At 66.3% G+C, this 11,866-nt stretch carries 11 protein-coding genes; 4 read left to right on the forward strand and 7 right to left on the reverse strand.

Translation table 11 applies throughout. The features are described 5' to 3' along the window. Positions 1-4: 4 nt before the first annotated feature. The 5 genes from ASF06_RS02960 to ASF06_RS02980 form a co-directional block, all read right to left on the reverse strand. Positions 5-1,381 (reverse strand): carboxylesterase family protein, encoded by a 1,377-nt coding sequence (locus tag ASF06_RS02960; RefSeq protein WP_162237674.1) that lies wholly within the window; start codon positions 1,379-1,381, stop codon positions 5-7. 8 nt (positions 1,382-1,389) lie between these two features. Beyond that, the gene (locus ASF06_RS02965; RefSeq protein ID WP_055943093.1) at positions 1,390-2,214 is read right to left on the reverse strand and encodes a carbohydrate ABC transporter permease; all 825 of its coding nucleotides are present in this window, start codon (positions 2,212-2,214) and stop codon (positions 1,390-1,392) included. After that, positions 2,211-3,131 (reverse strand): carbohydrate ABC transporter permease, encoded by a 921-nt coding sequence (locus tag ASF06_RS02970; RefSeq protein ID WP_055943096.1) that lies wholly within the window; start codon positions 3,129-3,131, stop codon positions 2,211-2,213. The genes ASF06_RS02965 and ASF06_RS02970 overlap by 4 nt, the downstream gene beginning before the upstream one ends. Positions 3,132-3,135: 4 nt before the next feature. Next, entirely contained in the window at positions 3,136-4,443 is a 1,308-nt protein-coding gene (locus ASF06_RS02975) for an extracellular solute-binding protein (protein ID WP_055943100.1), read from the reverse strand. A 273-nt stretch (positions 4,444-4,716) separates the two neighbouring features. Further along, positions 4,717-5,751 carry a LacI family DNA-binding transcriptional regulator gene (locus ASF06_RS02980; protein ID WP_082500663.1) on the reverse strand — a complete coding sequence of 345 codons (1,035 nt, stop codon included), beginning with the start codon at positions 5,749-5,751 and terminating at the stop codon, positions 4,717-4,719. A gap of 326 nt (positions 5,752-6,077) precedes the next feature. On the opposite strand from ASF06_RS02980, the gene ASF06_RS02985 reads away from it, so the two are divergent. After that, positions 6,078-6,974: an SMP-30/gluconolactonase/LRE family protein gene (locus ASF06_RS02985; protein WP_235500869.1), complete on the forward strand. Its 897-nt coding sequence runs from the start codon at positions 6,078-6,080 to the stop codon at positions 6,972-6,974. A 28-nt stretch (positions 6,975-7,002) separates the two neighbouring features. Here the strand turns inward: ASF06_RS02985 and ASF06_RS02990 are convergent, their stop codons facing one another. Together ASF06_RS02990 and ASF06_RS02995 are read right to left on the reverse strand one after the other, a co-directional pair. Next, the gene (locus tag ASF06_RS02990; protein ID WP_055943106.1) at positions 7,003-7,413 is read right to left on the reverse strand and encodes a carboxymuconolactone decarboxylase family protein; all 411 of its coding nucleotides are present in this window, start codon (positions 7,411-7,413) and stop codon (positions 7,003-7,005) included. A gap of 12 nt (positions 7,414-7,425) precedes the next feature. Beyond that, a complete protein-coding gene (locus ASF06_RS02995) occupies positions 7,426-8,208 on the reverse strand; it encodes an SDR family NAD(P)-dependent oxidoreductase (protein WP_055943108.1) in 783 nt (260 codons plus the stop codon). 283 nt (positions 8,209-8,491) lie between these two features. On the opposite strand from ASF06_RS02995, the gene ASF06_RS03000 reads away from it, so the two are divergent. The 3 genes from ASF06_RS03000 (at position 8,492) to ASF06_RS03010 (ending at position 11,758) form a co-directional block, all read left to right on the forward strand. After that, on the forward strand, positions 8,492-9,805 hold the full coding sequence (locus ASF06_RS03000; RefSeq protein WP_200920292.1) for an ABC transporter substrate-binding protein: 1,314 nt from the start codon (positions 8,492-8,494) through the stop codon (positions 9,803-9,805). A 150-nt stretch (positions 9,806-9,955) separates the two neighbouring features. Beyond that, the gene (locus tag ASF06_RS03005) at positions 9,956-10,837 is read left to right on the forward strand and encodes a carbohydrate ABC transporter permease (protein ID WP_055924993.1); all 882 of its coding nucleotides are present in this window, start codon (positions 9,956-9,958) and stop codon (positions 10,835-10,837) included. A 12-nt stretch (positions 10,838-10,849) separates the two neighbouring features. Beyond that, positions 10,850-11,758 carry a carbohydrate ABC transporter permease gene (locus ASF06_RS03010; RefSeq protein WP_082500715.1) on the forward strand — a complete coding sequence of 303 codons (909 nt, stop codon included), beginning with the start codon at positions 10,850-10,852 and terminating at the stop codon, positions 11,756-11,758. Positions 11,759-11,866: the final 108 nt, after the last annotated feature.

Genomic DNA, 11,866 nt, shown 5'->3' on the forward strand with positions numbered 1-11,866 from the left:
CTGCTCACTCTCCCAGATCGGCGTCGACGAGCGGCAGAACCGCGTCGTACGCGCCGGCAACGAGAGCGGTCGAGTCGCTCGACACCACACCGAAGACGAGCACAGGATCTGACTCGACACCGTGGGCAGCGGGCCAGGAGGGCTCGGCTCCCGCGATGAAGCCGACGAACTCCCGGTGCATGCGGGCGGCGAGGGCGGCGGGCGGCTCGTCGCCGAGAACCGCCTCGACCCCCTCGGCACCGAGGATGTCGAAGAAGAACGGCAGGTCGATGCAGTGGGCGGCCCCGCGCAGCACCGGCGACGCCCAGTCGAACGAGTAGAGCCACGTGCCTGCGGCGGCGGATGCGCGTGCCCGGGCCGTGCGCAGCACGCTCGCCCTGAACAGCACATCGGTCTGGCGGGGAGCCGCGACGTCCGTCGTCTCGTTCGTCTCGGCCTCCGGCTCCGTGCTCGAGCCCGCGAAGCCGGGACTGTCGAACTCGTCGGCGGTCGCGCCGATGAGAAGAGGCTTGTCGAGCCCGGTCACCGCGAGGCCCGCTCGGATCGGCAGGGGCAGCAGCTCGTCGCCGCTCACCGGCTCGAACAGCAGCGGCTCCGAACCCGGGTGCCGCTCGCCCCACGTGATGACCGCCTGCTGCAGCGCATCCGGGTCGACCGAGGCGAGGCCCTCGGCCGTCGGCGCGACGCCGAGCGAGCCCGCGAGCGCGATGGTGACCAGGGCGGCCTCGTCGAGGGGGGTCGAGAAGTCGACGGGCGAGATCGCGACGGCCCTGTCGAAGAGCGGCTGCGCGGCGGGGCTGGCGAGCAGCGCGAGAACGGCGCCTCCGCCCGCGGACTGCCCGGCGACGGTGACGCGGCCCGGGTCTCCCCCGAACGCCGCGATGTTGTCGCGCACCCACGCAAGGGCCAGCAGCCAGTCGGCCATTCCGCGGTTGGCGCGGCCATCCACCGCGGCGAAGCCGTCGACGCCCAGCCTGTACGACAGCGTGACCATGACGATGCCGTCGCGGGTCAGGGCGGCGCCGTCGTACCAGGGGCCGACTGCAGAGCCGGCGACGTATCCCCCGCCATGGATCCAGACCAGCACGGGCGCGGTGCCCGAGCCGACACCGTCGGCCGGCGCGAACACGTTGAGGGTGAGGGTGTCGTCTCCCGGGATCGACGGCTCGGGGATGGTCGTGACGGGGTAGGGCCGGCCGCGCTGCGGCGTGGCTCCGAAAGTGGATGCCGCGAACGGCTCGTCGAAGACAGGCCGCGGCTCGGGCGCGGCGAAGCGACGCGCACCGACGGGCGCCTCGGCGAAGGGGATGCCGAGGAATCGCGCATCCACCCCGTCGGTGAAGCCGACGATCGTGCCCGCAGCGCAGTCGACCTCGATCATGGGCTCCATCATTTCAGTCCGGTCGACACGATGCCCTGCACGAAGTAGCGCTGCAGGAACAGGAACAGCACGAGAACCGGCAGCATCACGATCACGGCGCCGGCGAGCACGAGGCCGTAGTCGGTCACGTTCTGGGCCGCCTGGCTCATCGCCGCGAGGCCGACGGGCAGGGTGTAGCTGTCGGCGCTCTGGGCCACGATCAGGGGCCAGATGAAGTTGTTCCACGAGGCCAGGAACGACATGATCGTGACCGTCGCCACGGCGGGGCCGGCCAGGGGCAGGAAGATCTGGAAGAAGATGCGCACTTCGTTCGCGCCGTCGATGCGGGCGGCCTCGAGCAGTTCGTCGGGGATGCTCGCGGCGAACTGCCTCATGATGAAGATCGAGATCGGCAGCACGAGGCTGGGCAGGGCGATGCCCGCGAGGGTGTCGACGAGGCCGAGCTGAACGGTCACCACGAACTGTGGAACGAAGGTGGCCGAGAACGGCACCATCAGGGCGATCAGCACGGCGGCGAAGGCGATCCTCTTGCCGCGGAACTCGAGCTTCGCGAGCGCGAAGCCGGCCATCGAGGCGGCGATGATGTTGCCGATGACGATGACGATCGCCACGATCACGCTGTTGCCGAGGAACGTGCTGAAACCGTTGCGGCTGAACAGGCGGGCGAAGTTGTCGAGGGTCACCTCGGAGGGCAGCCAGGCCCCGGGGTTCGCCTGGATGTCGCTCGTCGTGCGGAGCGACCCGGAGATCACCCAGATGAACGGCAGGATCGTGACGAGAGCGAGCACGATGAGAGCCGTATAGAGCACGGCAGGGCGCAGGCGCGAGGTCATGAGCGACTCCTCAGCAGACGGAACTGCAGTGCACTGACGGCCGCGACGATGAGAAGCAGGATGAACGATGCCGCGCTCGAGACGCCGAAGTTGCCGAACCCGAACTGGTGGTAGGTGAAGAGCGCCATCGACTCGGTCGACCCGAGCGGGCCGCCGTTGGTCAACAGGTAGGGCTCGTCGAAGACCTGCAGGAAGAAGACCGAGAGCAGCACGGAGACCAGGAGCGTCGTTGGCATGATCAGCGGAATGGTCATCGACCAGAGCCGACGCCACGGACCGGCGCCGTCGAGTGCGGCCGCCTCCTGCACGTCCTCCGGAACCGACTGGAGGCCGGCGAGGAACAGCAGCATGGCCGTTCCGAAGTTGCGCCAGATGCCGAGCAGGATGACGACCGGCATCGCGAGATTCTCGTCACCCAGCCAGTTCGGGCCGGCGAAGCCGAGGTTCGCGAGCACCTCGTTGACCGTGCCGTTCTGGTTGAACGCGTACTGCCAGATCAGCGCCACGGAGACGATGTTCGTGACCACGGGCGCATAGAAGAGGCCACGGAAGACGGAGCGGAACCGACGGATGCCGCTGTTGAGCACGAGCGCGAGAGCGAAGCCCACCGCCATGGTCACGGGAACGCCGACGACCACGAAGAGGAGGGTGTTGAGGATCGCCCGCACGAAGTTGCCGTCGGAGAGCAGGGCCACGTAGTTCTCGAGGCCTGCGAAGTTCACCCCGAACGGCGTCTGCAGGTCTGCGCTGCGCATGTCGGTCACGCTGATGGCGAGCGACGAGATGATCGGGATGGCGCTGAAGACCACGAAGATCACGGCGAAGGGGGCGAGGAACAGCCACGCGATCCCCGTATGCGCGGGGCGCCGCCGTGTGCGCGGCGCCCCCGTCTTGTTCAACTGCACGGCGAATGCCATCGGATCAGTCCGTGCCCGTACCGATGCTGTCGGCCTTCTTCTGCGCGTTCGCCATCGCTTCTGCGGCGGTCTCCTTGCCGCGGGCGACCTGCTCCAGCTCCTTGCCGAGCATGGTCGAGACCTCGTTCCAGGTGCTCACCGACGGCATGGGCTTCACGTTCTTCAACTGCTCGAAGAACGGCTTGAGCAGGGGCTGGTCGGCGATCGACGGGTCGCTCCACGCCGCGACCACGGCGGGCATGCTGCCTGCCGCCTCGTACTGGGCGACCTGCGTGTCCTCCTGGGCCATGAAGCTCACGGCCTTCCAGGCTGAATCGGCGTTGTCCGACTTCTTCGTGACGGCCCAGCTTCCGCCGGCCAACTGCCCGACGTTGCCATCCGGACCCGCGGGAAGAACCGCGGTCTGGATGTGCGCCGCGGTCCAGCCCTCTTCGCCGGCAGTGGTGTCGAGGCCGGAGATCACCCACGGGCCGCTGATCATGGAGCCGGTCTTGCCCGACACGAGGTAGGGCTGCGTGTCGAGGAACTGGGGAGTGTCGGGCGACGAGACTCCCGACGAGAAGAACGAGGCGTTGAACTCGGCCGCCTCGATCATGCCGGGGGTGTCGAGCTCCCACTTCGAGCCGTCTTCGCTGAGCAGCGTCTCGCCGGCCTGGTAACCGAAGATCGCGAGGTTCTGTCCGTTGTAGGTGTCCCAGCCGACGTCGGCGCCGTAGCCGCTCTCGGCTCCGCCCTCTTCGAGCTTCTGGAAGAACGGGATCGTCTCATCCCAGGTCGCGGGCGGGGTGGCCCCGGCCTTCTGCGCGAAGTCGTCGCGGTAGATGAGCAGTCGCGTGTAGGCGTACCACGGCACCGAGTAGGCGGTTCCGTCGACCTCGCCTGCATCCCACGAGCCTTCGAAGAACGACGAGGAGTCGGCCACGCCGTCGGGAACGGGCGCGAAGGCATCCGATGCAAGGAACTGGGTCTGCGCCTCGGTGTAGAGGAACGCGATGTCGGGAGCGGTGCCGGCCGCGATCGCCGTCTGCAGCTTGGTGTTGTACTCGTCGCTCGGCACGAGGGTGACCTCGACGTCGGCATCGGGGTTGTCGCTCTCGAACGGCTTGAGCACCTCGTCGAGGGCGGTGGCGTCGCCGTCCGGCGCCCAGAGAGTGATCTTTCCGGTGGCCGGACCGTCTGCGAGGCTGCCGGTGGCCTCGGGTGCCGCGCCGTCGCTGGAGCGACCGCATCCGGTGGCGGCCAGTGCTGTGACCGCGAGAATCGCGGCGAGGGGAATGAGGCGCGAGCGCCTCAACGGAGGACGGGAATTCATGGGTGGCTCCTCGAGATCTCGGTGGGACGGCGGAGGGAACAGGTGCTGGTTTCGAATTATGCTACTTAGTTGCAAAATTGGCCAGAAGAATATTCGGGCTGTAGTGAAACTGGGTTTGCAAGACGCAACAGTATGAGACCCGTGTTTCACGACGATTAAGCGGGCGCGTCGGCCGTGTAACAGTTGTCTGCGTAAGTCGAGTCACCCGTCCCCTGAGCGCGCAGCCCGTTCCCTGAGCCTGCAGCCCGTTCCCTGAGCCTGTCGAAGGGCGACCTACTCGGCCGGCGAAGACGCAGCGGGAGTGACCGTCGACGCCCTGACCACGAGCTCGGGATCGAAGACGACGTGCTTCGATTCTTCGCTCCCCTCCCCCGCGATCTCCGCCGTCAGGAGGTCGACCGCGGTCGGCCCGAACGAGTCGTGCGGGCCGCGAACCGTGGTGAGGGGAATGATCGACGAGGCCCCGAACACCGTGTCGTCATAGCCCACGATCGCAATGTCCTGGGGCACCCGGATGCCGTGCTCGACCACGAGAGTCTGAAGCAGCCCCAGCGCCATCAGATCATTGACCGCGAAGATCGCGTCGGGCCGCTCCTCGACCGGTCTCGCAGCGATCTGGTCGGCCACATCGCGACCCTCGGCGATCGTGCGATCCACCGCGTCGATCTGTTCGATCGTGACTCCGGGGCTCTCACGCACCGCCGCGAGCGCGCCCTCGTAGCGCTCCCCTACCTGGGGAACCGAGAGCGGACCTCCCACATAGGCGACGCGGGTGCGGCCGATGTCGATGAGGTGCCTGACCGCCAGGAATCCGCCCTTCATCTCGTCGAGCGAGACCGAGGGCTGCGCCGGCGAGGCCGCCCGCTGCCCCATCAGAACCGACGGCGTTCCCCGCAGGCGGATCTGCGTGAGGCGATCCTCGACCGGTTCGTGCGAAGCGACGAGCATTCCCTGCACACCCTGAGCCTCGAACATCTCGAGGTAGCTGTCCTCGCGTTCGCGCGAGCTGTTGGAGTTGGCGATGAAGACCTTCAGTCCTCCCGCCGCCGCCCGGCGCTCGACACCCTCGGCGATCGTTGCGAAGAAGGGGTTGCTCACATCGGGCGCTATGTACGCGATGGTGGCGCTGCGGCCCAGGCGCAGCTGCCAGGCGGCGTTGTTGCGCACGAAGCCCAGGTCGTCGATCGCCTTCTGAATGCGCTGGCGCTTCTCCGGCGACACCCTGTCGGGGTGGTTGATGTAGTGAGACACCGTGCCCAACGACACCTCGGCGAGGCTTGCGACCTCGCGAATTCCTACTCGAGCCACGTCTCAGGTCACCTTCTCCACGTCACATCGACCCAGCCGGGTCGAAAGAATGGTCGAGTCATCCGTATCAATCCTCCGTACCCGCGCCATTGTCGGGCAAAATCCAGCCGTCAGCCGACCCTACTGAACGAATCTCGCGGCCGGCTTCTTTGAAACGTATCAAAGAAGCGCATGATTTCCAACGCGGACGCCCCGTGGCGCGGGGTCCGCGGGCCGCGTCCGCGCCCGTTCGGTGCATCCGCGACCGGCCGTCCGGTAGCGGATGCGCCTCAGGGGCGCGGATGCGACATTCCCGAGCGGGCGGCGCCTTCTGGCAGGATGGCGGCGTGACCTCCCTCATCGCCGACGATGCCGTGCTCGAGACCCTCTACACCGGAACCGAGTGGGGCGAAGGGCCCGTGTGGATCGAGCCGCTGAACAGCCTCCGCTGGAGCGACATCCCGAACGACCGCATCCTGCAGTACGACGAGGCGAGCGGCGAGACCCGCGTTTTCCGCGACCGTGCCGAGTTCACGAACGGGCGCACGCTCGATCTCGAGGGCCGAGTGGTGCAGTGCAGCCACGGAAGACGCTCCGTCGAACGCGAGACGAGCATCGACGGCTCCACGCCTCCGCAGACCCTCGTCGACCGCTGGAACGGGGTTCGCTTCAACTCGCCGAACGACGTCGTCGTCGCATCCGACGGCACCGTCTGGTTCACCGACCCGCCATACGGAATCGAACCCTCCGAGCGCGAGGGACACGCGGCCGAGCCCGAATACGAGGGGTGCTTCGTGTTCCGCCTCGATCCCGCCACGGGCGCGGTCGACCCGGTGATCACCGACATGATCCACCCCAACGGTCTCGCGTTCTCGCTCGACGAGAAGACGCTCTTCGTCTCCGACACCGGGTTCTACGCGGGCTCGGCGGCCGCGCGGCACATCAGGGCGTACGACGTGGATGTTCGCGGCGCGACCTGCTCGAACGGTCGCGAATTCGCCGTGGTGCGGCCCGGGGCATCCGACGGCTTCAGGGTCGACGTCGAGGGGCGCATCTGGACCTCGAGCGAGGACTCCATGCAGATTCTCTCGTCGACGGGTGAGGTACTGGAGCGCATCCCTATCCCCGAAAAGGTGTCGAACGTGTGCTTCGGCGGGGCGTCCGGCCGGGATCTCTACGTGACCGCCTCGACGAGCCTGTACCGCATCCGCACCACGACAACCCAGGCGCCCCGCCCGCGCTGATGGGCGCGGCGGGGTCGGCGCGGTCGACTCAGTCCTCGTCGGGGCCCAGAGCCTCGGGAATCTCGACTCCGAGTGCGATGAGCTGATCCGTGACGACGCGTATCGCGTTGAGGGCCTTCGGGAACCCGGAGTACTGCACCGTGTGGATGACCGTCTCGAGGATCTCCGTCGGAGTGCACCCCACTCGGATCGCTCCGCGGGTGTGCCCCTGCAACTGGGGTTCGAGCCCGCCGATCGTCACGAGCGAGGCGATCGTGAGCAGTTCTCGCTGGGCGAGGGTCAGCCCAGGGCGCGAGTAGATGTCGCCGAAGTTGAACTCGATGCCGAAGCGGGCCAGGTCTTGCGCCAGACCGGTCTGCATCTCGATCAGCCCGTCGGCCTTGCCCTCTCCGTAGACCTCGTTGAACCAGTGCTTGCCCTTGTCGAGTCGATTCGTCATGGTCGAATGCTCCTAGATCGAGTGGCCGCCGTCGAGCGGCAGGATGAGTCCGGTGATGTTGACGGCGGCCGGGCCCGCAAGGAACACCACCGCGTCGGCCAGGTGCTGCGGCTCCCCGAGCAGCCGGGTGGGGATCTGGTCGAGCAGGGCCTCGCGGCGCTCGGGGGTGTCGTTGTCGCGGCCGGGCGTGGCCTGCGCTCCGGGCGCGAGGGCGTTCACCGTGATGCCGTCCTCGGCGACCTCGATGGCGAGCGCCTTGGTGAGCCCGACGACCCCTGCCTTGGCCGCGGCGTACGCGGTGGCACCGCGCACCAGACGACCGCCTGAGACCGCGGCAATGGAGGCGATGTTGATGATGCGGCCCGACTTCTGCTCGATCATCGAGGGGAGGAAGGCGCGCGTCACATTGAAGACGGTCGTGAGGTTGCGCTCGATCTGGGTGTTCCAGGTCTGGGCCGTCATCTCGTGGAAGAACGAGACCGCGCCGCCTCCGGCACCGTTGAGCAGGATGTCGACGCCGCCCCATTCCGAGACGACGGTCGCACCCGCGGCCTGCACGGCCTCGAAGTCGGTGAGGTCGACCCCGACACCGAGTGCGCGACGCCCCGTGGCGCGCACCTGCTCGGCCAGGGCCTCTGCCCCGGATGCGTCGAGGTCGAGGATCGCGACGTCAGCGCCGGCGGCCGCGAGAGTCGTGACGATCACCCGCCCCAGGGCGCCCGCGCCGCCGGTCACGACCGCCCGCTTGCCCGCGAGTGTTGCGTTCGGTGCTTCGTCTGAATGTGCGTTGACCACTGTGTCTTCATCCTTCGTGTCGTCGTCGACCTCGAAACCGGCGTTCCGACTTTGTAACGTTTCAATGAATGATGGTAGCAAACTCAAGGCCTGAGGGCCACGATCGGATGCGCGCGGCCGACGAGATGCCCAGCAAGGCGGGCGACCCCGCATTGAAGCGCTCCACACATCCTTTGACACGATTCAATCTCGGAGTCGCCATTCGCTTGACACGATTCAGAAGCCGAACTAGCATCCCCAATTGAAACGTCTCAAAGGAGGCGTCGCACTTCAAGGAGGAATTGTGACCACAGCACCACGCAGCCGACGCCTCAGGCGTCCCGTCGTTGCCGCACTCGCTGCCGTCGGCATCGGCACCATGATCCTGAGCGGCTGCGCCGCAGGCGGATCCTCTTCTGAGCCCACGAAGCTCACGTACCTCAAGAACACCGAGAACACGAACACAGAGCCCGTGTTCAACGAACTCGCCGAGAACCAGTGCAAGACCGAGAACACGGCCCTGCCGCTCGAGGTCTCGTCCATTCCGCAGGCCGACCTCGACAGCCAGATCCAGCTGCTCGCCAGCCAGAACGCGCTCCCCGTCATGTTCGCCGCAGCCGGAACCCCGGCAGAGGGCGCGAAGCTCGACAAGGCAGGCAAGCTGCTGAACTTCGAGACCGAGCTCGAGAAGCTCGGCGTTCTCGACGACATCGAGCCCGCGGCCATCTCGACCATCAAGAACCTCTACGGCGGAAACTTCAACTTCCTTCCGTTCCAGTTCAACATCGAGGGCATCTTCTACAACAAGACGATGTTCGCCGAGCGCGGCATCGAGGAGCCCCAGACCTACGACGAGCTCGTCGAGGTCGCGTCGCAGTTCGAGGCCGACGGCATCACCCCCTTCACGGCATCCGGCGAGCAGGGCTGGCCCATCACGCGCCTCATCTCCAGCTACCTCTTCCGCGACCTCGGCCCCGACGCCCTGCAGAAGGTCGCCGACGGCGACGCCAAGCTGACCGACCCCGAGTATGTGGCGGCCGCCCAGGCCATCGCCGACCTCGGCGCAGCGGGCTACTTCGACGACAACATCGCCTCGCTCGACATCGACAGCTCCTACAACGAGCTGCTCACCGGCAAGGCCGCGATGATGTACATGGGAACCTGGTTCCTCGAGAGCGCCAACGACCCGGAGAAGAACACGGTCGGAGTCGACAACATCGGCTTCATGCCGTTCCCCGCCGTCGAGGGCGGCGCGGGCAGCATCGACCAGTACCCCGCCAACGTCGGTCTGCCCCAGACCTTCGGTGCCGACACGTACACCCCCAAGGTCGCCGACTGGCTGAAGTGCATCACCGAGAACTACGGCCAGGTCTCACTCGAGCAGTCGGGCGCCATCTCCGGCTTCAAGTCGAAGGAGCCGGTCACCGATCTGCCCGCCCTGACCGTCGACGTGCAGGACCGCATCGCCGGCAGCACCGAGAGCGTGCTGTGGTTCGAGGCGCTGTTCAACGCGAAGGCCGGACAGGACTCCTCGAAGAACGCGTCGCTCCTGGTCACCGGTCAGCTCACCCCGGAGGACTTCATGAAGCTCCTCCAGACCGACCTCGACGCGGGCTAGCGCCACCATCACTCCCGCTCCTCGCGGGGTCCGTCTCCGTCCGATCTGCACCGGACTGCGGCGGGCCCCACGAAGGGCCCACCTCACGCTGCCCTCTCCGCCGCCGGGAACCCACCACCCGGGCGGCCTCCTACCACGGGAAAGGCTCCCATGAAGTCAGTTCTGGGCGATCGTAAAACGATCGCCATCCTCCTCGGACCCGCCCTGCTGGTCTACACGCTCGTCATCCTCGTGCCCGTGGTCTGGTCGTTCGGCTACACCTTCTTCAAGGGCAACGCCCTCGAGGGCTTCGAATTCAACGGCATCAACAACTTCACCCGGCTCTTCACCGACCCGGACGTGCAGGCCGCCCTGGGCTTCACCGTGAAGTACGCGCTGCTCCTCACGATCCTGCAGGTCGTCTTCGGCTACGGCCTCGCCCTGCTCTACACGTTCGTGCTCAAGAAGTCGTCGGCGATCATCCGCACGCTCGTCTTCTTCCCCGTCGTCGTTCCCACCGTGGCCATCGCCCTGCTCTACCAGAAGCTCTTCCAGTCGGCCCCGAAGGACGGTCTGGTGAACGAGCTGCTCGTGAACGTCGGCCTCGGCAGCGTCGACTGGCTGGGTTCGGGAACGACCGCCTTCATCGTCATCGTAATCATGGATGTCTGGCGATCGATGGGTTTCTACGGTGTGCTTCTGTACACCGGCCTCCTCGACATCCCCGAGGACATCATCGAATCCGCTCGCATCGACGGTGCCCGTGGATTCTCGCTCTTCAAGAACATCGTTCTCCCGATGTCGCTCCCGATCCTCTACTCGTCGATCATCTTCAGCATCAACGGAACCATCAAGGTCTTCGACTCGGTCTTCGCCCTGACCGGCGGTGGTCCCGGCAACGAGACCACGCCGCTGACGCTCTACATGTACCGCACTGCATTCGCCTTCAGCGATTACGGATACGGCTCGACCATCGCCCTCGTCCTGTCGATCATGTGCCTCATCGTGACCGCCCTCATCTTCCGCGGCGCCCGTCGCGACAACACCATCTAAGGAGGCGTGACCATGACCGTGACGAACGTCGACAACCTCGACCGCACATCCGCCCTCGTGAAGCACGACGTCGGGGGACGCACGCCCGCACCGATCCGCTTCCTCAAGCGCATTCCCGTGCTCCTCGTGATCGGCGTGCTGCTGATCATCGAGATCTACCCGTTGTTCTGGATGTTCATCAACTCGCTGAAGTCGAACACCGACTTCCTGAACAACCCGTCCTGGGCGCTGCCCGAGGTCTGGGAGTGGGGCAACTACGTCTCGGCGTGGGTCACCGGAAACCTGGCGACGACCATCACGAACAGCATCATCGCGACGGTCCCGTCGCTCGCTCTCATCGTGATCCTCGGCGTCGCCGGCGGATTCGCCCTCGAGGTCATGGTGTTCAAGGGCCGCGGCGGCATCCTGCTGCTGATCCTCGCGGGCATCATGATCCCCGTGCAGATGATCCTGCTGCCGCTATTCACGATCTTCTTCAACCTGAACATCACCGGCTCGCTGCTGCCCCTGATCATCATCTACACAGGCCACGGCCTGCCGTTGACGATCTTCATGATGGCCACCTACTTCCGGGCGATCCCCCGCGAGGTGTTCGAGGCGGCCACGATCGACGGCTCCACGATGCTGCGTTCGTTCTGGTACATCGGCTTCCCGATGGTGCGCAACGCCGTGATCACCGTGGGCCTCGTGCAGTTCTTCCTCATCTGGAACGACCTGCTCATCGCCATCACCTTCGCGAGCAACCGCTCGCTCAACACCATCCAGGCCGGACTGCTCAACTTCTCGGGCGAGTACGGCGCCACCGACTACGGACCGCTCTTCGCTGCCATCTGCATCACGACCGGCGGAATCCTGATCCTCTACCTGTTCCTCAACCAGCAGATCATGAAGGGCCTCACGGCCGGTTCGGTTAAGGGCTAGAACCCCGGCGTCGGATGCGTTCGATGGTGGTAGTCGAACGCATCCGACGACGGGCTCCCGTCGCCATCAGTTCTCTTTCCTCAGCTTCACCGTCCCAGACAGAGGTAT

Source organism: Agreia sp. Leaf244 (genome assembly GCF_001422695.1).
Classification (GTDB): Bacteria; Actinomycetota; Actinomycetes; order Actinomycetales; family Microbacteriaceae; genus Agreia.